Consider the following 22169-nt stretch of genomic DNA (forward strand, 5'->3'; position numbering starts at 1 on the left):
TACGGGCAACCTTGTACTTAGAGAACCGAAAAATTTTTATGGAAGTATATAAGTTTACTGACGAAGCGGGGAAGTAAAATAGAGTAGTTTAAAATGGTTTAGAAAAAAGGCTATTAATTGCTAGAATGTGCTGTATTTTAATAGCTTAGGATAATTACTAGTCATTTCGATTTAGTACCTCCTATTTAATCGGAATATGGAAGTCCACGATACATTTATTTTCCGGTTGTTTCCGAAAATCATTATGGTAGACTTCATAAGGGGCAAGTTCCGATTTCTGGTAGCCATGTTCCTGCATCCAAACGAAAAGACTATTCCAGGCTTGTTCAAAATCGTTAAAAGTTATAGTAAATCGCCCAACAATACTTCTTCCTTTCTGAATAGTTAAAGCCTTTATTTCTCCCGCTTCCTTAAAGGGTTTATCCGTGGTGAGACAAATGCTCATGCGGATTTTAGTGGAAGCCGTTACTTTATTACTATCGTGCAATATTCTAACTATTTTAGTATCCGGATTTTTTAATAGTCCTTTTGGCTGGGCCCATTTAATTAATTGATCAAAGGCTTTCTCTACACCTTTTACACCAATGTGGGTGAGGCAGGCAAAATGTATATCTGGGTTCTCTTTAAGTTCAATTTTTGCATTCATTGTCAGCCAGTTTAAATGGTCCATAATGTTGCAAATATATGGTTCAATGATCAAAGATATTTGTCCATTCTTGCTATCTAGTCTACTTATCTTACTGAATCTATCAGGCATTCTTTTTCTAAATTCCGAGGGTGTTAATCCATAATACATCTTGAAAGCCCTGGTGAAGGAAGAATGGCTGTTAAAACCGAATTGGAGCAAAAGCTCCGCTAGGCTAACGACTTTATTCTGCATTAAGATAGAAGCAATTTTTTCAATCCTTCGGCGGCTTATATACGCATTTAAGGGTTCGCCAATGACGGCTTTAAATAATCTATGAAAATGATAAGGAGAATAAAAAGCTACGGTGGAAACCAAGTTTAAAGATAAATCGGCGTTTAGATTCTCCTCAATGTAATTCAATGCAAGGTTTATACGACGTATATAATCTTTCTGTAATTCCTCTGGATGTATCATTTTAAGGGTAGGCAAGACCGCTAGCGAATATACATTATTATGCCTATAGTCACTTTATAACTCTAAAATAGACTGGCAAGTTTGTCTTCAAAACTAATGGAAAAAGGAAATAGACCTATCCTTGTTTAACAAAAGCTTACTTATAGGGCAAAATTGGAGACTCAAGAGGAAATGGACCCGGAAGCAGTTAATTGAATTTCGAAGAGGGAAAAGTAAAAAAGGGCGAGTAGCCCTTTCCTTCTAAAAGCAATCGTACCTTAAAAATTATTCGTTCGCCTTCCAATAAATTTTAAAGGTAGAGCCTTTCCCTTCCCGACTCTCCAATTCAATTTTTCCACCCCTATTTTCAATTATTTTTTTAACAATATACAATCCAATACCACTGCCTTCCACATGGTGATGGGCTCTTGTAAACATGCCAAATATCTTCTTTTGGTTTTCTTTAATGATGCCCAGGCCGTTATCCGACACTTGTAAAACAATCTGATCCTTTTCTTTATAGGATGAAATATGTACTTCCGCTCTACGGTCCGGGGAGGAATATTTTAATGCATTAGAAACTAAATTATAAATAATGCTTCTTAGGTTTTTTTTGGAATACTGGATTTCCGAAATTTTAAAATTAGTGGTCACCATGGGATTAAATGTTTCTATAAGTTCTCGGATATCCAGCTTTACTTCTTCCAATATCTGTGTAAAAGATACTAACTCCACTTCTTGAAGCTCCATCCGTTGCAGTTTGGAAATATCCGTTAAATCTTTGATGGTGTGTTTAAAACGTTCCACGGCTTGAAACATTCTATCAACTAACGGCTGTTGCTCTTCCCTGATAGTATCCTCTTCCACCAAGGCGTTTAACAATCCTTCCAGATTAGAGATGGGGGCTTTCAGGTCATGCGATGCGGTATAAATGAAATTATCCAGATCGTTGTTCACGATGGTTAGCTGCTCATTTTTCAGTTTCAGACTTTCTTCTGCTTTTTTTAATGCTGTAATATCAGATAGGGTGCCCGTTAATCGAATTACTTTACCTTTTTCATTTAGCACTGCCTTTCCCTTGGCAACAACATTCCTGATTTCTCCGGATGGGTGAAGTGTTCTATATTCAACCTCGAACTCTACTCCTTTTTCCACATGAGCTTGGAAAGCATCCTTTATCTTATCTACATCTTCGGGATGGATATACTGACTCATGCTTTGTAAGCCTCTTTCCTCTTCCGGTATATATGCTCCCGTGATTTCCGCATAGCGATCATCCCACCAGGCTTTATCGTTGATAAAGTCCCAATCCCAAATGCCATCCCGGGTGGCTTGCAGGGCAAGACTTAAACGTTGTTCACTCTCTTGTACCTCCTTCCGGGCAACCACAAGATCCGTCACATCGGCCGCCGTATTTACTATTCCATAAACTTCCCCCGCGGAATTTACCAGCGGCGTAAGACTGTAATTATAATAAAACCGCTGGACCTTTCCTGCTATCTCCATATCGAGTCGCTGTTGTTTTACATGCAAAGGGTGTCCAGAATCAAATACTTGATCCATTTGTTCAAACACTTGCTGGTTTTCTAACTCCTGCATCAAGGCTCGATACGACTTGCCAATTACATCATTTCCTTTTCCTAGGCCATCTCTTAAGGCTTGATTGGCAAACTGGATCCGCAACTTCTCCCGGCCCACGTAAACCCCTATGGGATAGGGAGAGCTTTCGACCACGGTTCGTACCAGTTGCTCACTTTCCATTACTTTTTTTCGGCTTATCACCTGATCCGTTACATCAATGGCGTGAACCAGTATCCCATAAGTATTACCTGCCCTATCCAGGTAGGGCTGGTAAACTAAATCAAGAAATACATCCTCGAGCTCTCCTGTGGCTTTCCTGGCAAGTTTGGCAGGCATCTCATTGCCGACAAAGGCTGTTTTGGTTTGATAGACTTGGTCTAAAAGTTCGAAGAGCCCTTGCTCTTCTAATTCCGGTAATGCCTCCCGCACGGGTTTACCAATTATTGGTCGATTAATCCCCACCAACTCCCTATATTTGGGATTGGCGAGCTCAAAAACATGATCGGGTCCGGTTAAAACGCCAATAATAACCGGAGCCTGCATAAACAAGGAATAAAGCTTTTCTTTTTCAACCTGTATCTGATTTTTTACTGAAACAACATCCTCAATTTGTTGAGCAGATTTTTTGACGTAACTTTTATATTCCTCCTCTCTTTGAATCTCTTTGGTGATATCTACTACCTTCTGGATAATATACTCCACTTCCTTATCGGCATTTAAAACGGGAGTATGAATGGGGTACCAGAATTTCTCTTCGAAGCCGGTACCCAAATGGGCAGGCCGCGGAACATCATACCGTTGCACCTCCATCTTGTGGGGTGTTTTATGTTTTAATACATACTCTAAGGATGATCTAACTTTTGAAACCCCATTCGCATCCACCTGCTCCGGATTATCCGGAAATGCCTCAAAAATATGTTTACCGATAAGCTGTTCCCGAAAAGTGAAAGTGGCTTCTAAATAAGCATTGCTGGCATTAAGGATGATCAGATCCGGGGAAAGAATTAAATATAGATCGGGAACCGTCTCAAAAACCTGTAGTTTTGATTTATCTAATTTGGATGCCATTATACGTAATCTATATCATGATTATTTAGGAAAATGTAAACTACAGCTAAAAAAGCAACTTTAAATAGGAACCTATCTTTTAATGGCCATATTTCCTACATGAAGGCAGTAGGATTTTAATTCTTCCCAGATATACGTGTCAAGCCGCAAATGGACCACTTTTAAACCAGGATGGACGAGACCAACGGTCAACTTTTTTCAGAATGAGTCACCTGATAAATCTATCTCAAAAATGACTTAAATAAGAGAAAGAAAAAGACTTGGTAGTTGCAGGTCTTTTTGGCTGAATAGTAATCTCGAATAGGCATCTCGAAAAACAAGATTGATTTTTCATTCTGATGAGGAGATAGCAAGATAATAGAGGATTAAGGAGTATTAATTAGGTTTAATATCTATTATTAACTATATTTAAACCGGCTAAGGATATCCTGCTTATGAAAGCATCGCTTCTCTGGTAGCTATGGCAGAAAAAATAATATTTTACCAATAAAATACCACCAGGAACTAAGTAAGCGTTTTAGGTGTAATGCGCTCAACCTGGCAGAGGTGCTTTCCTTAGTTTAAAAGATAAATTATGTTAGCCAACATCACCTTCTATCAAACCAATCGCGAGAGGTTAAAACAGCTTTATAGTGGACGGTATCTGCTCATTATTGAACAAAAGGTTTGGGGTGATTTTACTACTTGGGCGGAAGCTTGCCGGAAAGGATTAGGCTTACTCCACCAAGACAATTTCCTGATCAAGTACTGCTCTTAGACTAAGACCCTAACTTTGAGGCAAGTTTTTCTACCTCTTGGCTACTATCAATTCGGCTTGCGCCTGCTGTAACCATTCTTCTGCCTGAATTTTCTTGTTAAAGATTTGCATCTGAAAAGCTCCTCGTATTCGATGGTGCAGGTTTTCGGCCGATAAACGGGCTAAGGGTTCTGGGCTAGTAATGTGGGCAAAATGCGTCAATCCGGCTGTGAGGGCTCGGGGAACCCAGTGGGTGACAAGCCATTCGGTGGCCTGGCTCCAGGGGCCCGCCACTAACCGGTTATCATTTAGTAGCTGGGAACTTTCATTATCCGCTACTACTTCCAGGCTGGCGTCGGCACCTTGCTGAACACTGGCCAGGCATTGCGAACCCAACCAATTATTATAGACCCAGCCGGTTGCTGGCTCGTAGGTGATGGTCAGAAAAATCCGCCCTGCTGCATTCTTTAATTCTCTTTTCACGTCTATAAGGATTATTCCCCCGAGCCACCCATTTGGACTGGGTAGGGTGGTATACGTAATCCCCATTAAATCAACTAGTAAGTGTTAAAAAACTTAGTCTTAATAACGAATCTTATGGTAAATAAGCGATCTTTTCTAGGTTTTGTTATATTGTGAGATTGCCACGCAGCAACCATACGGGCGAGGGAACAGCTATTTTATTAATGCTAATGCTTTTGTTGTTATAAATTAGACAAGCCCCAATTACCTACTGTGCTTCGTTAACGCAAAGTTAAAATAGGGTATTCTCGCAGCTTGCCTAATTGGTCGAATAGTTCATAAACTTCCTCGTTATCGTGTTCCAAAAACGTTCAATGCTTGTACCAAAAACGAACACTTTAATGCCTTATTTTGTCACAACCAAGTGATAATTAAGCATTTGATTTCTGGCATATTTTTAGACCCAAAACTCGGATGCGGTAAATAGTAACCAGATACATAACTTCTGCGCTGCTAAGATATAACAGTTACAGGTATAAAAAAGGAGAAGTATAAGCGTTTAAATAAACTTTCTTTTATGTTTAGAACAAATCTTAAAATTGCCTGGCGAAATCTTGTAAAAGACAAGCAATTTACCTTTATAAATGTACTTGGTTTATCGGCAGGACTTGCTTGTTCGTTACTTATTTTCTTATGGGTGAAGGACGAATTGAGCTATGATAAATTCTTTGCTAATGAGGATCGCATATACAAGCTCATGGAAAACAATTCAGAAGAATCATCGGGCTTGTTAAGCGATGCGGTTAAGCAACAAATACCGGGAGTTAAGTATGCAGCAGCCGTCGCACCGTCTAACTGGTTTCCACAATACACGCTTTCCGTTGGCGACAAAAATATTAAAGCCAATGGGCAATATACCGGTAAGGATTATTTCCATATTTTTTCTTTCAAACTTATCGAAGGCAAAAAAAATGGAGTACTCGAAAACAAAAATTCCATTGTGCTATCGGACGAGCTGGCAAAGAAACTTTTTGGTTCTACCGAAAATATTATCGGGAAGCCGGTACGATTTGATCAAGCAACAACCTTCTATGTCTCCGGCGTGTTTGAAAAAGTACCGAAGCATTCCTCGCAGCAGTTTGACTTTGTACTATCATTTGAATATTTTAAAATTATTAAAGATTGGGTAACAAGATGGGAGAATAAAGGCCCACACAACTATATATTGTTAGACCAAAAAACGGATATTAAAGCCTTTAACAAAAAAGTCTCCAACATAATTGCGGTCAATTTCGGCGATACGACCAGTAAAGTTTCGGCAGCAAGATTTTCAGATCTTTACCTGCATAATAATTACGGCAATAATGCGAAAAGCGCCGGCAGAATTGAATATGTGAGACTGTTTTCAATACTGGCCATATTTATTTTAGTGATTGCCTGTATCAACTTCATGAATCTTTCCACCGCAAAGGCATCCGGCCGTTTAAAAGAAATCGGCATTAAGAAAGTAATTGGCGCCGATCGTAAACAGCTCATCTTTCAATTTCTCTCCGAATCGTTGTTGCTTACATTATTAGCAACCGTATTGGCAGCAGCAATTGCCATATTGCTATTGCCCGCCTTCAATCAGATTACAGGAAAACAAATCATTCTAAATTTTGACACGACTATCATCGTTTATCTTATAGTAATTATTCTCGGCACCGGTTTACTGGCCGGCAGCTATCCGGCTTTGTATTTGTCTAAGTTTAATCCTCTTTCTGTATTAAAAGGCAAACTCCATACTTCTGCAGCGGAAGTGTTGTCGAGAAAAGGACTCGTGGTTTTTCAATTTACCCTATCCACTATTTTAATTGTTGCCGTAATGGTTATCTATCAGCAGATACAATTAATACAAAACACTGACGCTGGTTATAATAAAAATAATATTCTTCGCCTGTCTGTAGAAGGTAACATACGAGGTAAAGAAAAAGAATTTATAGCAGAACTTAAAAATATTCCGGGCGTCGTTAATGCCAGCTCTACGTTGCATAAAATGATTGGGCATGGCTATTCCCATTACGGTATGAATTGGCCAGGAAAAGATCCTAGCAGTGAACTTATTTTTGAAGCTTTTGAAGTTGATTATGACTTTATTGAAACGATGGGGATGCAAATTAAAGAAGGCAGAAGTTTTTCACGGAGTTTTGGCGCCGATTCCACAAAAATTGTCTTGAATGAAACAGCGGCTAAAATGATGGGGCTAAAAGATCCAGTGGGGAAAAACATCCTTAAGTTTGGTAATAAAATGCAGATTATTGGGGTTGTAAAGGATTTTCATTTTGAGTCCTTGCATGAGCCAATAAAGCCTTGTTATCTGTCCTTACTGCCGGGGAATACAATCGTGGCCAGGGTGCAGGTAAACAATGAACGACAAACTATTGCCGCCATTGGGCGCTTGTATGAAAATTATAATCCCGGTTTACCGTTCACATTTAATTTTCTGGAGGAAGCTTATCAAAAGCAATATGAATCAGAAACAAGAGTATCTGCCTTATCCAAATATTTTGCGGGATTAGCCATTGTTATTTCCTGCCTGGGCTTATTTGGCCTAGCAGCATTCACTGCCCAAAAAAGAAGAAAAGAAATCGCGGTGAGAAAAGTAATCGGCGCCTCCGTCATCAACATTACAACGATGCTGTCAAAAGATTTTTTAAAGTTGATTTTTATTTCATTGACGCTTGCTCTTCCTGCAGCGGGGTGGTTGATGAGTAATTGGCTTCAAAGCTATGCGTACCGCATCCGCATTACACCCTACATATTTGTAATTACCGGCCTATCTATAATACTAATAACTTTATTCACCATAAGTTTTCAAGCTATAAAAGCAGCAATGGCAAACCCGGTGAAGAGTTTGAAAACGGAATAAGGGCTAAATGGAATTCTTAAGCAGGAATATCTGCTTCATCGCTGGGTGTATTCTTTGATTCAGGCGCGATGGGTGCTGGAGCAAGCCGTGTTTCTCTACAACTACAAGCGTCCCTACCTAAGTTGTGACCTGCTGGATCCCGAACAGGCCCATCACCAGACAGGGTACCTGAAAAGAAGATGGAAAAACTACTATAAAAAAAGTATTTAGCAACGTTGGCCAGTAACGTCAAACAAGAGGAACCAATAATGGTCAACTCCGAGTAAGGATTAATAACCAACGGTTAACGTTTTTAGGACGGGTCAATCCCAAATCTGTCTCAGGAAACGACGGTGGCTGTTGCACAACCCCTTGATTGAAGTTAATCGTTGAAGAAGGATAGGACTATTTTTTAAGGTTATGCAAGGCAGAAAGGTTTTGGAAGATGAAAAGGCGTTGCTTTTTTCGCTCTCGGCACATGTACCAGAACACAACTTCTATCGCCGCTTGAAACAGCAGTTGAATTTGGATTTTCTCTACGAGCTTACCCAACCTTACTACGGACGATGTGGTCAGCAGTCGATCGATCCGGTAGTCTTCTTTAAGCTCTGCTTGGTGGGTTACCTGGAGAATATTGTTTCCGACCGCCAACTGATCGAGCACTGTAGCCTCCGACTAGATCTGCTTTACTTTTTAGACTACCAAATAGATGAGCCCTTGCCCTGGCACTCCACGGTTTCTCGTACTCGGCAGCTTTACCCGGAGAAGTTGTTTGAGCTACTGTTTGATAGAGTCTTTCGCTTATGTGTCGAGAAAGGCATGGTAGCCGGTCATCGGCAGGCGATTGACTCCGCCCCCATTAAGGCCAATGCTTCGATGGATAGCCTGCTTTTAAAACAATCACCCGAGTCGGTGAAAAAGCACTTAACGAAGGTTATCCTCGAGAATGAAGCGGTAGTAAAGAAGTCCAACCAGAATAAAGAGGGAAAGCCAGAACAGTTCCTCTCGGCTCCGGAGTACCAGTTAAGAAAACTGGAAAAGCACCAAGATCAGCTGAAAGCATCTCCCAAAGGCTTAGGCGGTAAGCACGAGAAGGCCCGCCTGGTCAGCAATAAAACGCACTACAGTTCCACCGATCCGGATGCCCGCATATCGGTCAAACCGGGCAAAGCCAGACAACTTAACTATTATTGCAGCCTGGCGGTGGATACAGCCAAAGGCGTTATCAGCCATGTTCAAGCGGATTTGGCTGATGGGCGGGACAGCCAATATTTGCCGGCTATCACGCTGAGATTGCAGCGACGGCTACTAGATAATGAACTACGTCTAAAGGAACTGCTAGCGGATGGTGGCTATTCTAACGGTAGCAACTACGCCTTTTTAGAGCAAAGAAAGATAACGGGCTGGATACCCGTATTTGGCCAGTACAAGTCCGAGATAGAAGGTTTTCCTTATGACCAACAAGCTGACTATTTCACCTGTCCGACCGGGAAGATACTCGCCTTTAAGACCTATGACACCAATGCGGAGGGAGGTTTGCTAAAAATCTACCGGGCTACCTACCAGGACTGTAAACATTGCCCGCTCAAATCTTCTTGCGTTCCCAAAAGCCAATGCCGCCAAATCACCCGTACTGCATACGATTCGGAATATCGACGAGCATTAGAAAGACAGCAAAGTAGAAAAGGTAAACGGATGAAGCGAGTTCGACAAAGCACGGTAGAGCCGGTCTTCGGCAGCTTAATTCATTACTATGGTCTCCGGAAAATAGGAGTGCGGGGTAAAGCCGGGGCTCACAAGGTGATGCTGCTGGCCACCACTGCTTTTAACTTGAAGAAATATCTGAAGTTTAAACCGGTGAAAGCGGTCAGCCAAGCTTTGGCACTTCAAAAGAATCAAGAATCTGCTTTTAGCAGCTATTCTTTTGCTTTTACTAAGCTGTTTTTCCACTAAGAGAGCACTATTAGGAGCAGCATTGAGTTCAGATAGGGAAATAGGACGCGGCTCAAAAGGGAGTTGTGCAACAGCCACGACGGAATTAAAAGATTTAAAAAGACCGGGTAGTAGCAGGTCTTTTTGGGAAATATCCCTCTCATAAAGCCATCTTAAGAATGAACCCATTTTTTGTTTTCTGAGATGCTTTTCAAGAGATTCCGCGAGGGAGGTTCTTATATTACCTTCCCGAGCTTGGTATCCGCTACTCCTAAGTAATGCGTTTAGTGCGACACGCTTCTAGCCAGAGCTCCTGCTGGCATTTCGAACAAGCGTGCTTAGGGGTGGGCTGGAGTTCTTGCACATGGCCACAGCTCTTACAAGCATACCAGCCAATCAATGATATCTCCTGGCGCGCCTGGGCTAAAACTTCCGGAAAGATCGGTAAACCCGCTTTGATGGCGGATTCCTCAAAAAAGTACAGACTGATTTCCCCGGTGGATTCCAGATATACTTTTCGGACCTGTCCTAAATGTTCCACCTGATATTGCCGCATTTCGCCAAAGAACTCTCGATAAGTTAACTTTTGACTTTTAAAAGCGCTTAAGTTAATTTCTCCGTCTTCTAAGATACAAGTAGCCTTTCCTTCCAACCAGGTTTCTACCCGTTCGCTTTGTTCGGTCCAGTAGTTAAACAAGACATATAAAGCCAGAATTACAGCAAAGACAGCCACCGCATGCATAATTGGAACATCTTCATAAAACATGGGATCGCCAGCGGCCGAACCTAAAGCTAAAATAATACTAAATTCAAACAGGGAAAGTTGTTTGATGCCTCGCTTTCCCATGATGCGTAGCGTGAGTAATATTAATAAATACATGAGCACACTCCGGAAAAGGACTTCCCCCAGGAAGGTAAGAGGTGCTTCTTCCCCCAACCAGATGCGGGACCAATCAAATGGAACAGTTTCTTTCATAAGCAACATTTTTACTAACGTATTATGGAAAGTATACAAGATTGGGGGATAAAAGCAATAGCTATTGCCAATGGAAGAGTCACATAAGTGGGCTTCGGTAGATTCGGCTGGTGTCGGTAGTTTTTTTATCCCCTAGATTGGGGTATCTTTATCTTTCCACTAACCAATTCAGTGTCATGAAAAGACTGGCCCTAATGGCTTTCGTATTCCTATTTATTATTATCTCTGCCCAGGCACAATCCGCCACTATTACTCCGGTAACTTCCACTGCCCGCTCTACGGAGTCGCGGTTTCAAGCCTTCCGAACATTTGTTGCCTCTCAGGCGATCTATCCGCTGATCAAAAGCAGCAAGTATTCCGGGGTGGTGCCGGTAGAAAAGGTGAATGAAAAGCCCGATGCAAACCTAAAGTATAAATTATTAATGGATGTGTCGACGGGGATCAAAGATAATTTGGCAGCTAAGGAAATAAACGACGGACTGGCCGAGGTTGCCCGCGCCATTAATACGCATATTGCCGCCGGAGTTCCTAAAAATAATTTGGAGGTGGTTGTGGTGGTTCATGGCGGGGCTTTGAAATCGTTCTATACTAATGCCCTATATAAAGAAAAGTACCAGACAGATAATCCTAATACGGTCTTGTTCCAAGAACTACAAGCGATAGGCGTTAAGTTTACGGCTTGCGGGCAATCGATGGCTTTTCAAAATATCACCCCTGAGCAGTTAATGCCTTGGTTGAAGACGGCTTTATCGGCCCAAATTCCTATTTCTACTTACCAGCTTAAAGGGTATGTTTACAAAAAAATAGAAACTGAGTAAAATACTTTTCTATTCGAATAAATTTGTCCTCATAAGTCAAGTTATGTTAAATGATCTAAATTAATTAGCAGAAAATTAGTCCTTTCGTGAAATAAAATTTCACCCCTATTTCTGAGACAGACCTTATGGCAACATCTAAAAAATAGAAAAAGAAAATTGTCTTAACCGTCTCTTCCCCCTTCGGTGAGGTTTTACCTTCACCGAAGGGGGAGGAGACTTGAAAGTAGATAAACTTATTTTTCTTCTTCGCCGCCTTCCCCTTCTTCGTTAATCGCATCGTCAATCGCATCGCCAACAGAACAGCTTCTCCCACCGCACTACCAACTGTTGCCCACAGCAGCTCCCGGTAAACCACCCGCACCAAACCCTATAAGGGCTCCAAGGATGGCCCCAGCCGCTTTTCCCGCAGAACCCCCATTCACGGCATTTCCCTCGGGTTCTTCAGTCGGCGTAAGAATACCTTGTAGATTTCTCACGATGCTGCTTCCTACTGCGGTAGTAGGTTTAAACGGAATTAATACCTTTCGGGCATCGCGAATGCTGTTCGGGTTCCGGAAATTCAACTTACTTAATAAAAGGGAAAATACCCGCTTTTCTTCGGGTGAAATGGTGCCGTTGCGAACGGACATAGAAAGTATTTCCTGGCTCGTAAGGGGAGCCACTCCGCTTATCGTAGGTACCAATACATGAGCAACCCCTCCGGCAACTTTTTAGTTGTGGACTACAAAGTATGATGTTTGGCTTTATGTCTATTGCGATAGTCAAACATCAGGTTTAGACTTGCTAAATGGTTTTCCTTCTTTTTGGAGAAGCAGGTTGTTTTTCTGACGAACCGTCTGTTTCTGGCTCTGATGCAAGTATTCACGCCTTCTATGTTTTTAGTGTAAGCTTTTCCTATCGTGTGCTTTGTCGGGGGGATTACCTGAGCAAACGCTTTCCAATGATCAGTACAATATTGTTCTATTTCCACTCCTTTTAGCTTTTTGAGTAGCTGGCGTACTGTTTTAGCGCTTCGGCCGCCACAACTATAAGCCAGTACTTCATCTGTTTGGGGACAGTAAGCATACAACAACCAGTATTTTCCTTTCTTGCGCTTTCCGACAAAGCTCCAGACTTCATCGATCTGTACGGATCTATAATGCTTTTGGGTTGGTTGAATCTTAAGGGCATTCCCCTGTCGGCACAAGTTGCTTAGCACACACTTTCTACTCACTTCCAGCAACTTTTCAATGTCACGAACACCATTATTTCTTTCCAGAAGACGCCGTATCAACCGCTTGGTAGTCGGATCCGCTCCTCTATAGCGATATATTGGCTGAAATTGCTTCTGGCAATTACGACATAGAAGGTTCTGAGAACCATTCTTTTTCTTGCCATTTTTTACTACCTTGCTGCTCTGGCAGTGGGGACAGTTTATTTTGATCTGAACTTCGAACATTCCATCATCTTAAACACTTCACTGCCTCTTTTTATCCCATCATACTTTCTTTACCACTACCAACTTTTTTATTGAAATCTGCCGGTAGTTTAGGGTTTTTCTTACTTTGGGCCACTACCTGGGCCACTATCTGCTGGAGCTTTTGTTTGGTTAAAGACTCCTGATCCTGTACTAGCTGGGAGGCAGAAGTAGTTTCCTTCATTTTTGGCGCTATTTCCTCCCTATCTTTGCTGCAAGAGCTTAATACGAGAACTGCCAATACCATCATTTGCATCTTTTTCATGATTGTTTTAGGTTTTTTAAGTGAATAATAAAATTTAAAAGCGTTCTATAATGAAGAGTTTAAGGTTAGTATTCTGGTTTAGAGTAATTAGATTGTCCAAATAGATGAGGTATTTTGTTTTAAGAAAGGTAGTAGATCACTCAGCAGAATAGGAACTCCATTTCACAGCTGGTGATCAACGTTTCGTAAGTGGTAGATTTGCGGTATAAGTGCTTCGGGTACCGGGGATAAAGCACCTCCAATAAGAGGAATAGGTTAGAAGAGTAAAAGCGCTAAAGCTAAATGAAACCGGCAAGGAATTACTACAGCTGAGTCGCAAACGACTTTCTTTAGCTGTTAGTTGGCCTTCAGGCCGCTATGGCGCACCAGAGAATAAAAACTACCTTACTAAAGTGTCCGTTTAGAGAACTTTATGCCAGAGAAACTACTAACCCTTACGACTTGCTTTCGTTAATAAGATGGCCGGGATTATTAAAAATAATGTCCTCAACGAATACCTTCTCACCGAAATCTCGCCGTTAACCCCGGCAGAATTCAAAGAAATATCTAAGAAAAATGGGTGGCGCTTTGACTGGACGGTTGAATTTACGCATCTTCAGCGGCAGGTTTTTAAAGTGACGGTTACCAAACACCCGACCATTATTCAGGGCATTATAAGTTTAGAACTTAAGCCGGACCACGTCTATATTCATCTGATAGAAAGTGCTCCCTTTAATATTGGCAGAAATAAACTTTATTCCGGGGTGGCGCTTACTTTAGTAGGATACGCTCGTCAACTTTCCCAAAAGCATGGGGGTGGCGGTTGCGTTCAATTTATTGCCGAGCCCGAATTAGTGAACCACTATATAAAAAACTGGGTCGCCGGGCCTTTAGGGAAACTGTTAATGGTCCTACCTGCGGCTACCGCATAGAATTAATGAACGAGTAAGGCTGTTGATTGTCTGTAACGATAAAAACTATTATTGCAAGAATCAAATCCTGGCGAGGCAGCGAGCTATCCAAATTCTAAAAGTTACTTTCTCCTCCTACTCGGTCAGCCAGGTCTGATAAGTACGGTTAAGTTAAACTAAGCTGTCTAAGCTTAATAAAACGGTTAACTTATTAGAAATTTTCGTCCAATTATTTTGCAATAATACCTGAAAACATAAGGAGATTGTTGCAGGTTCACTCAACCTTACCAAACAAAAGGCAGCCGCCATCTATTTGCATAAGCAAAATCTATTGCTTTTATTCCTGCACCAACCACTATTTTAAAGTAAATAATACCTTACTTTAGGGGCGGCTCATCAAACTGCCTAATCATGATTCCTATGCATAAATTATTTTTACTCCTCGGAGTTTTGGCACTGTATTCCTGCTCCAGTAATACCTCTAATAAACAGGAAACCCGGACTACCGGGCAACCAACTTCCGACTGGGTTTTCTTGTTAGAAGGTAACAATTTGGATCAATGGAAAATGTATAATGAAGGTCCCCTGCAAGGTTGGGAACTTACGAATGGCGAATTACATGGGTCCGGCGCAGGATGGGACGCCAACCAAGATTTGATCACCAAACAAGCTTATGAAAACTTTGAATTGTCTTTAGACTGGAAAATAGCTCCGGCTAACAGTTCCGGTATTTTTTATAATGTTCCGAAAGGCAGTGCTCAGCCCATCTACGAAGCGGCTCCCGAGTATCAGATCCTGGATGATAAAGGCTGGCCGAAGAAAATGCAACCGAATCAGTACACCGCTGCCAGCTATGATATGTATGCTCCCGATGGCGCCAAAGTTAAGTCAGTTGGAGAGTGGAATTCTACCAGAATCATTGTTAAATATCCCCAGGTAGAGCATTGGTTAAATGGCGTTAAGGTAGTAACGTATGAAATTGGCAGTACCGATTGGAAGGCCCACAAAGCCGCTGGCAAATGGGCCCAGGTTCCGCAGTACGGCATCGCCAAATCCGGACATATTGGTTTGCAAAATGCGGGCAAAGTCATCTACCGGAACATAAAAATCAAGCAACTTTAATTGATTTACGCGCGCCTCAAAGAATACCAGTTATTTAAAATACTTTAGCAGGTAGAACACGCTACTTAATACGACCAGGGTAATAATCATGCCCATCATCTCGGCTTGGGTCAAATTATATAAAAAAGCCAGAATCGTTGCTACTGCTAGCAAGGGCACCGTATAGCCGCCGGGAATTCTAAAAGCGGAAGTTTCCGGTAGCTGGTTGATTCTTAGTTTAATAACTGCTAAGGCCACCCCTAAATAAATAAGCAGCACCGAAGAAGAAGATAAAACGGCTAACTGCTTGAATTCTCCCGTAATAGCCAGCACACAGCTTAAAACGGTAAAGGCGATTACCGAAACATAGGGCGTGGCAAATTTCGGATGGATCAGCGCTAATGATCGGATAGGAATTACGCCATCCTTAGCCGAACGGAATAATACCCGCGGCATATTCAAGATATCCCCGCTTAGATAACCAAACATGGAAATGGAAGCTCCCAGGATCATCAAGGTTACGCCGAAAGGACCCATGATTCTCTGAGCTACTTCCGCTAAGGGAGCTGTCTGGTACTGCGGGAAGGAGTCCCCCCGATATACAGCAACAAAATAACTAATAAACTCAACAAGATGCCTTTGGGGATCGTTTTTTGCGGGTTACGAACTTCCCCACTCACGCTTAAACTATTTTCAGCGCCTTGAAAAGCAAAAAAAAGAATCAGGGAAACACTGCCAAAATCGGAGAGTGCGGGTACCCGCTCCCATTGTAGGTTCTGGACCGAGATGTGGGTGGATCCCCAGAGCACTAAAAGTAGCAAGGGCGTCAATTTAGCGATCGTGGTTAGCTTTACCAGGCGGATGCCTTGCTTTACCCCGATTACATTAACCAGGGTTAGACTCGCAAATAGCACCACAAAAAAAGCGGCTCTAAATAGCTGGTTCGTGAAAAGGGGCACCAAGTAAGATAGAGTGTCGGCCAGAGCATTGGCCACCGCCGCTGTGGCCATCAAGGAAGCCCCCAAAATAAAGAGATTAATGGTTAGAAAGCCCCAGTACTGGCCAAAGGCAGCTTCAATATACGCGTAAGCCCCGCCGGTCACGGTTATTTGACTACCGACCTCGGCAAAACAGAGCAGGATGATGGTGATGAGAAAGCCACAAAACAGGTAAGCTACTATCCCCGCTGCTCCCAGGCCTTGGCTAACGACTGCCGGCAAAACAAAGATGCCCGAGCCTATAACCACATTGATGATATTGGCGGTTAACCCCCACAGGCCTATTTCTCTTTTTAAACCTTCTTCGGTTGAAGGGCTACTCCCCGTAGTATGCTGCATAAAAAATAGGTAGTTGGCCTTTTTCCTAAAACTAGATAGCCTTCTGTAAGGCCTGGCCAGCATAGTAACTGCTAAAGAGAACCATTGTTTCATTTTAGGGAAAGTACCCGGGAGGAAAAGCGGCGTTATTCCTCCTACCAGAAAAGGTAATGTGCCTTTGAGTGGTTGGTCCAACCTATTTTATTTTGGGAGTCCATGGTCTCATAACCAATTATATGATAAATAAGGATTAGATTAACATAGAAACTTAATGTAAATGGTTCCAAATTCAATATAATCTCCCAAGAGCACCCTTACCCTGATGCCTATTAACTCACTTGTGAGGGAAGATAGAAGAGAAGCAATCCTTAAGTAGTTTCCTTTTATAAGAAATTTAATTATAGCCTTTGATTTTTTCAATTCTATTGCAAACTCCAATAAATTTTACTATTCATTAACTTCTTATAGTATTACTGCTGGTTTTATTGACAAGCTGACCGGAAGAACAGTAATTCTAATTTAATTGCCATTAGATTTGAAAATTTATCTTTCTGCAAGGTCAGAAGTGGCAATATTACACGGTATTCTCTATTATCCTCTGGTACCACCAAATGACCACTTGGGCTAATTCAGCGCTCTCGGATACATCACCCTAACTTATATATTTAGATAAGCGCTCTTTAAACCTATTGGAGAACATTGTTAAACATTTTCCATTTTCCTGAAAAAGGCCTTCTTCCAAGTTTCTTCCGACGTTTGGCTTTTCACCGGAATATAGTGTTTTTACATTTGTTATAATTTAATTTCCGGTTGGCGGAAAAATCCTAGTGCGACACCGCCCACACTCGATTCCAACTGAATGGCATTGGGCTCGGGATAAAGTAACATCAGTCATATCAGTGCTTTGGAGCGAGAAGCATGGATTGCCTTAAAGATACAATACCAAAAGTTGATGGAACTTCGGTTATAATCTGTATTATTCTAAAAGAATAGGGAAGGGAAAAAAGCAGCAGTGATACTCCTGGCTTAGTTCAGTTAACAAGTAAAAGGACAATTTTATAACCGAGTTTAATTAATCGGTTACTATGTCGTTCCGAATGCTTTTTTGCAATCGAATACAAAAAGGCTGTTCTAAATAATTAATTTAATAAAGCAGGGAAAGGAAAAAAGCGTTCCTGCTTATTACTTTAAGAAATAGATTACGGTATAAGAGAAGGCTGCATGGGCGAGTATAAATCGATTTCGATTTAAAAGGAGTTGTTAGCAAATTGGTTGAAATGAAGTCAGCTGAAATTTATATCGAATCTTTTGACCAAACAGAAGAAAAGTAATAAATTCTAAAAGCAACAATTGCACTTTCTCTTTAAGATAATCCCGGAGTAACATTCAGATTGGTACCTATTCTTTTTTTAAAAATCCATTAAGTCACGCAAAGGTATTTCCAAGGCCTCACTAATAGAAAGCAACACATCCAAGGTAACAGCAAACTGAGCATTTTCGGTTCGCATAATGGTAGCCCTATTCAGGTTGGCTATATCAGCCAGTTCTTGTTGGCTGATTCCTTTTGATTCTCTGATGTTTTTTAAATGTGTTCCAAAAGCTTTTAATTTCGCTGGATTCTTCACCTGCTAAAGGTCACTAATCCAGAAAAAATTAAATGCTGCATATATGTAACATGATTTAAAATATTCTTAAGTTTGCTGAAACATTTCAGAATATTAATTCAAAACACGTATGGTACAGGTATACAGTTACGGCATGGAAGATGAAGATACCTTCTATATGGAGGGGGAGATAGAGGAGGAAGCGGATGTAGAAGTATTTAGTAAACGATTCCAGGAAGGTCTTCAGACCCATATGGGAACCGTTTATGCTTTAAACTATTTTTACTTCCATCGAGCCTTGAGAGTAACCTACCCCTTCAAACTCCGGTTTCGGGTGGCTTTAGATCGGGAATGCTACTTTAAAATGGGATGGGAAAATGGGTATGATTATTCTTAGTAGAGCTCTTGCCCGTGCTCGAATAGTTCTACCTAAAGCCAGGTGCTACTACCACAAGTAAGCTGACCCGAGCATTAAATAAGTGCCGCAGCAATAAAGAGCGGGACTCAAGAAGTAGTCAAAGAGGAAATGTAGCCTGTTGCTTATCGGCTAAAAGGTGCTTGGAAAGTAATTTCGATGTCGAATACTAGGTAAGCTCGTTAGTTGCTCCGCCAGGAAAACGGTCGAGCAGCATCCCCAGAGTTAGGGTAACCTACTACCCGGAAAGTTTTGCTCAAACCCTAAAGGTGAATTTGATTTCGCCAGTAGGTTATAGCTACCGCCACTAAGAAATGCTACCTGCAAGGGAAATTAAGGCCATAAAACTAGGTTGCCCCAGAAAGGCTCTCTACCCCTGCATAAATCTAAAAGCGGTGCTATGAGCTTCACTGGAGCATAAAGCAAGACATTTAGGATGCAGTACGCGGTACCGGTTCAATAGGGAAGCGCAAAAAAGGGTAGGTACCGATGGTGGGTTTTGGTAAAAAGATTTGGGTTGGGGAAAAAGGGAGAGGGGGTGGTTGAAAAGGGTGGTACCCCGCGTGGCGCGCTGACCCAAAAAGGAGGGTTCTGATTCGCTCGCCTCTTCGAATACCATCCTCTTTTTGGTTACTACCGGCTCCATACAAACCAGGCGGATCCCGGTACCTACCTTACACCCGCATAAATAAAAATTAAGGAACAGTAGTAGAAGTAATGCCGTTCTGGGTTAACCCGAGTAAAATGGATCAGGCCTAGGAGTAAGGATGGATATAGCCTGTGCCTGTAAGGAAGAGCAAATTAAGGTAAATGGGAGAGGGTATTACGGATGATTTTTCAGTAGAACACCCCTTTGAAATACCGGGTGATTCATGTGCTTTAAATGAGGCCCAATCTTAGGCACTATAGTATACTACAGGTATATTAAACACCAGAAAGGAAATCAACCGAAAATTCACCCAAATAGGCTTCGCTCGGAGTACCTCTTCCTGTGATACGAGCCCTACCTAAAGCCCCCTTTTTCGGGTACCATTGCTGGAGGTGTATCGCCTGTGTTTACCCCGAGGAGGGAACTCCATCGTAGGAATTGTTCTTTTAAATAGATTTACTTTATTCGGCCCATTACTCTTACTTAAAACTAACTAGCACTTGCCTATGTCGCCCACTTACCTTTGGATTATCTTACTGGTTCTTGCTGCTTTCTTGCTGCTGCGCTATGTGTACCGGTACCTCAAAGAAGCTTGGCAGATTAGCCGGCAAGGGGGGATGGCTACCAAGTACCAGGAGTTGCTTCGCTTCGTGTGCCAGGCCCAACCTGGCCTGCACGTGCGGAGTACCGGTAGCCGCCATATTGCTTACCGAGAAGAAAGACCTACCGGTCCGGTCATCTTTACCCTCTTCCAAGCCTGGGGCCAGCTAACCGTGGAATGGCGCTTACAACATCCTACCTTTGGCCCTCGCACTTACCAGTGGAAGTTCGCGGAACACGAAAGCCAACCACTCATGTTTGCTAAGATAAAAGCCGATTTAGAATGGAAAGAATACTCGAAGTTATAAGATAAGCAGTTTAGTCCGGTACTAGCAAGTTTGAAGCTAGCTGGTTGCGGGAGGAACGAAGCTTTTAGATTTAATGGCAGCTTTACTAGGGACTAGCAATTAGGCTCCCTAATTGTGATCAAAGACTGCCCATTCATTAATCGGGTTAAGCCCAAATTGTCCTAATGGCTAACCATCAAAGGTCAGTAAACGCGATGATGGTAAAAACATAAGTTAATCCGATAATAGAGATTCTTTAAACTTTTCTTTGGCTACCTACCTTTATTATTTCTGGTTCTTACCGACTTCATGGCATCTTCCATTATTTCTGATACTGTCTTTTGCCTTTCTTCTAATAACCATTTTCTTAATTCTGATTTTAAGAAGTAAAGCCTTTTGCTTCCTGAGCGCTTGAAGAAAGGGATTTCTTTCCGGCTTACCAGGCTATAAAGGGTGGGAACCGCCAGATTCGTAAAAGTAGCCGCTTCTTGAACAGTAAGTGGTTGATCATTTGATTCAGAGGAGGGAGGGAGAGAAGGATAGTTGCCTTCATTGAGGACTTTGCGAACGGAGTTTTGAATGAGCATTTCCAGCTCACTCAGTCGGATAGGGGTTAAGAGGATGTCGTGCATAGCAGTTAGTGTTTTATATTACTGCTACAAAGGAAGTGGTAATAAAACCAAGTATAAAGATTTTAGAATATACAGAATATACCCGTATAAAATATATAATAAGTATAATCAAGATAAGGTGGAGGCGGGAGGTATGAAAGGCAGCTGGTGTTCTTCTGGTTTGGCTTTCTTAATCGTGATAATAGCTATAGTTCTGCCGAACGTATTTTTAGCAATACAAGCAATCTGGTGAGGGGTTAGCTCAATATTATTCTTATAATAACCCTGGCGGTGTAAGTACTTAAGCAGAGCCGCTAAAAGCCCTTTGTAGCCTTTGTTTTCATCTTTCCAGATATAGGTGGCTGGCTGTAAATAGCCCTGCTCTACAAATAAGTTCATTACCAGTTTATATTTAGATATGTCTTCGAAAACGTGAAAAAGATTCAGAGAAGTAGTTTCCGGTAAATGAGCAGGAAGTAGTGTATCATTTTTCTCTGGGGGAGAAGATGCTACTACCTCTATTGGTGGGTTTGTTTTTGAACTATCAGCAGGGTTGGACAATTTTATTGAATCTTCGTTACTGCCAAGCTTTTTAAATGGATTTACTTGGGGTGCTTGATTTTTCTTCTGAGATGGCCGAAGCACCTGTTTCAAGGAAGTATCCGTCGCATTCTTACCTGATTCAAGTAAGGTAGTGGCATAAAAGAGTGGGTTTTCGAGAAGATAACTCCAAGCTTTATAAACCTTACCGACGGTTAGGCCATATTCATAAATACCTTGTGGTGAGTAGGAGGCTTTAGGGGAAGCAAAATCCTTATGCTGCAAAACTAGCTTACTAGGGAAGGTGGATATGTCCCGGTTAATTTCTTTTAAGATAAGCTCTTTCCTGTGCTCTGTTGTATCCACAAAGGGAATAAAAGAGGCTTCAAAACCCTGGAAGAACCCTTGCTGATAATTTGGTATATACAAAAATTTATCCGAATTATTTTCCTGAAGCAGCCTGGTAAAAGCAACTCGGGAAACTGGAATGGGATGGGGAAGAATTCCTTTTACCCATAAGTATTGGAAAATGGGTTTATTATCTGGAAAATAAAAATTATAAACGGACATAGGTAATTCCTTAGTTTCCGCTAAATGGGCAAAATGCTTTTTATATGGTAGACCTGTATGGGGTATATCGATAAAATCACTGAGGTTATATCCTGGATCAACAAAAGCTACGTGCGATAATTTCATTGTATTCCTGAAAATAAAAAATTTTACCTTTTGGCTTTGAAAAAGTTACACTCAGTGAGAAGCATTTGACAGGTGGACAGGAAATACAATGCAACGCTAGCCTTTTACATCAATAGAACATAGGTTATATAAGTATCGTTATCGTTCATTTTGAGGTTTAAGTTAAAATTTTTAGGAAAGCAAAAATCAAAAAAAGTA

20 protein-coding genes are annotated in these 22169 nt (G+C 41.6%); 8 read left to right on the forward strand and 12 right to left on the reverse strand.

Annotated features, from left to right (window positions below; all coding sequences use genetic code 11):
• Positions 1 to 181: 181 nt before the first annotated feature.
• Together AHMF7605_RS21850 and AHMF7605_RS21855 are read right to left on the reverse strand one after the other, a co-directional pair.
• The gene (locus AHMF7605_RS21850) at positions 182 to 1102 is read right to left on the reverse strand and encodes an AraC family transcriptional regulator (protein WP_106932131.1); all 921 of its coding nucleotides are present in this window, start codon (positions 1100 to 1102) and stop codon (positions 182 to 184) included.
• Positions 1103 to 1366: 264 nt separating this feature from the next.
• Positions 1367 to 3730, reverse strand: coding sequence for a PAS domain-containing protein (locus tag AHMF7605_RS21855; RefSeq protein WP_106932132.1), 2364 nt, complete (start codon positions 3728 to 3730; stop codon positions 1367 to 1369).
• A gap of 574 nt (positions 3731 to 4304) precedes the next feature.
• Between AHMF7605_RS21855 and AHMF7605_RS21860 the strand changes: the two genes are divergently transcribed.
• Positions 4305 to 4487, forward strand: coding sequence for a hypothetical protein (locus AHMF7605_RS21860; RefSeq protein ID WP_106932133.1), 183 nt, complete (start codon positions 4305 to 4307; stop codon positions 4485 to 4487).
• A gap of 30 nt (positions 4488 to 4517) precedes the next feature.
• Here the strand turns inward: AHMF7605_RS21860 and AHMF7605_RS21865 are convergent, their stop codons facing one another.
• Complete coding sequence (locus tag AHMF7605_RS21865) at positions 4518 to 4949, reverse strand: hypothetical protein (protein WP_146153646.1); 432 nt, start codon at positions 4947 to 4949, stop codon at positions 4518 to 4520.
• Positions 4950 to 5505: 556 nt separating this feature from the next.
• Between AHMF7605_RS21865 and AHMF7605_RS21870 the strand changes: the two genes are divergently transcribed.
• Entirely contained in the window at positions 5506 to 7836 is a 2331-nt protein-coding gene (locus tag AHMF7605_RS21870; RefSeq protein ID WP_106932135.1) for an ABC transporter permease, read from the forward strand.
• A 399-nt stretch (positions 7837 to 8235) separates the two neighbouring features.
• On the forward strand, positions 8236 to 9768 hold the full coding sequence (locus AHMF7605_RS21875) for an IS1182 family transposase (RefSeq protein WP_106925799.1): 1533 nt from the start codon (positions 8236 to 8238) through the stop codon (positions 9766 to 9768).
• 250 nt (positions 9769 to 10018) lie between these two features.
• Here the strand turns inward: AHMF7605_RS21875 and AHMF7605_RS21880 are convergent, their stop codons facing one another.
• Entirely contained in the window at positions 10019 to 10762 is a 744-nt protein-coding gene (locus AHMF7605_RS21880; RefSeq protein WP_146153647.1) for a DUF421 domain-containing protein, read from the reverse strand.
• A 137-nt stretch (positions 10763 to 10899) separates the two neighbouring features.
• Here AHMF7605_RS21880 and AHMF7605_RS21885 point away from each other — a divergent pair, with 137 nt between their 5' ends.
• Positions 10900 to 11541: a DsrE family protein gene (locus AHMF7605_RS21885; protein ID WP_106932137.1), complete on the forward strand. Its 642-nt coding sequence runs from the start codon at positions 10900 to 10902 to the stop codon at positions 11539 to 11541.
• A 317-nt stretch (positions 11542 to 11858) separates the two neighbouring features.
• Here the strand turns inward: AHMF7605_RS21885 and AHMF7605_RS21895 are convergent, their stop codons facing one another.
• Genes AHMF7605_RS21895 through AHMF7605_RS21905 form a run of 3 tightly spaced genes read right to left on the reverse strand, consistent with a single transcriptional unit; the run spans position 11859 to position 13262 of the window.
• A complete protein-coding gene (locus AHMF7605_RS21895; RefSeq protein ID WP_146153648.1) occupies positions 11859 to 12203 on the reverse strand; it encodes a hypothetical protein in 345 nt (114 codons plus the stop codon).
• A gap of 59 nt (positions 12204 to 12262) precedes the next feature.
• Entirely contained in the window at positions 12263 to 12979 is a 717-nt protein-coding gene (locus AHMF7605_RS21900) for an IS1 family transposase (RefSeq protein WP_106925291.1), read from the reverse strand.
• Between the two features lie 31 nt (positions 12980 to 13010).
• Positions 13011 to 13262, reverse strand: a complete 252-nt coding sequence (locus AHMF7605_RS21905; RefSeq protein WP_106932140.1) for a hypothetical protein — start codon at positions 13260 to 13262, stop codon at positions 13011 to 13013.
• A gap of 458 nt (positions 13263 to 13720) precedes the next feature.
• Here AHMF7605_RS21905 and AHMF7605_RS21910 point away from each other — a divergent pair, with 458 nt between their 5' ends.
• Both AHMF7605_RS21910 and AHMF7605_RS21915 read left to right on the forward strand, forming a co-directional pair.
• Positions 13721 to 14173, forward strand: a complete 453-nt coding sequence (locus tag AHMF7605_RS21910) for a hypothetical protein (RefSeq protein WP_106932141.1) — start codon at positions 13721 to 13723, stop codon at positions 14171 to 14173.
• 399 nt (positions 14174 to 14572) lie between these two features.
• Positions 14573 to 15274 carry a 3-keto-disaccharide hydrolase gene (locus AHMF7605_RS21915; RefSeq protein WP_158267586.1) on the forward strand — a complete coding sequence of 234 codons (702 nt, stop codon included), beginning with the start codon at positions 14573 to 14575 and terminating at the stop codon, positions 15272 to 15274.
• 30 nt (positions 15275 to 15304) lie between these two features.
• Here the strand turns inward: AHMF7605_RS21915 and AHMF7605_RS30835 are convergent, their stop codons facing one another.
• From AHMF7605_RS30835 to AHMF7605_RS21925, 3 genes are all read right to left on the reverse strand, one after another.
• Entirely contained in the window at positions 15305 to 15790 is a 486-nt protein-coding gene (locus AHMF7605_RS30835; protein WP_199200290.1) for an amino acid permease, read from the reverse strand.
• Positions 15791 to 15810: 20 nt separating this feature from the next.
• Positions 15811 to 16590, reverse strand: a complete 780-nt coding sequence (locus AHMF7605_RS30840; protein WP_199200291.1) for an APC family permease — start codon at positions 16588 to 16590, stop codon at positions 15811 to 15813.
• A 1388-nt stretch (positions 16591 to 17978) separates the two neighbouring features.
• Positions 17979 to 18194, reverse strand: a complete 216-nt coding sequence (locus AHMF7605_RS21925) for a helix-turn-helix domain-containing protein (RefSeq protein ID WP_106932100.1) — start codon at positions 18192 to 18194, stop codon at positions 17979 to 17981.
• A 109-nt stretch (positions 18195 to 18303) separates the two neighbouring features.
• On the opposite strand from AHMF7605_RS21925, the gene AHMF7605_RS21930 reads away from it, so the two are divergent.
• Both AHMF7605_RS21930 and AHMF7605_RS21940 read left to right on the forward strand, forming a co-directional pair.
• Complete coding sequence (locus AHMF7605_RS21930; RefSeq protein ID WP_106932101.1) at positions 18304 to 18570, forward strand: hypothetical protein; 267 nt, start codon at positions 18304 to 18306, stop codon at positions 18568 to 18570.
• Positions 18571 to 19743: 1173 nt separating this feature from the next.
• Positions 19744 to 20145: a hypothetical protein gene (locus AHMF7605_RS21940; protein ID WP_106932143.1), complete on the forward strand. Its 402-nt coding sequence runs from the start codon at positions 19744 to 19746 to the stop codon at positions 20143 to 20145.
• Between the two features lie 251 nt (positions 20146 to 20396).
• Here the strand turns inward: AHMF7605_RS21940 and AHMF7605_RS21945 are convergent, their stop codons facing one another.
• Complete coding sequence (locus AHMF7605_RS21945) at positions 20397 to 20756, reverse strand: helix-turn-helix domain-containing protein (protein ID WP_106932144.1); 360 nt, start codon at positions 20754 to 20756, stop codon at positions 20397 to 20399.
• A 108-nt stretch (positions 20757 to 20864) separates the two neighbouring features.
• On the reverse strand, positions 20865 to 21971 hold the full coding sequence (locus tag AHMF7605_RS21950; protein WP_106932145.1) for a hypothetical protein: 1107 nt from the start codon (positions 21969 to 21971) through the stop codon (positions 20865 to 20867).
• Positions 21972 to 22169 lie beyond the last annotated feature (198 nt).

This window comes from Adhaeribacter arboris, assembly GCF_003023845.1.
GTDB classification, from domain to species: domain Bacteria; phylum Bacteroidota; class Bacteroidia; order Cytophagales; family Hymenobacteraceae; genus Adhaeribacter; species Adhaeribacter arboris.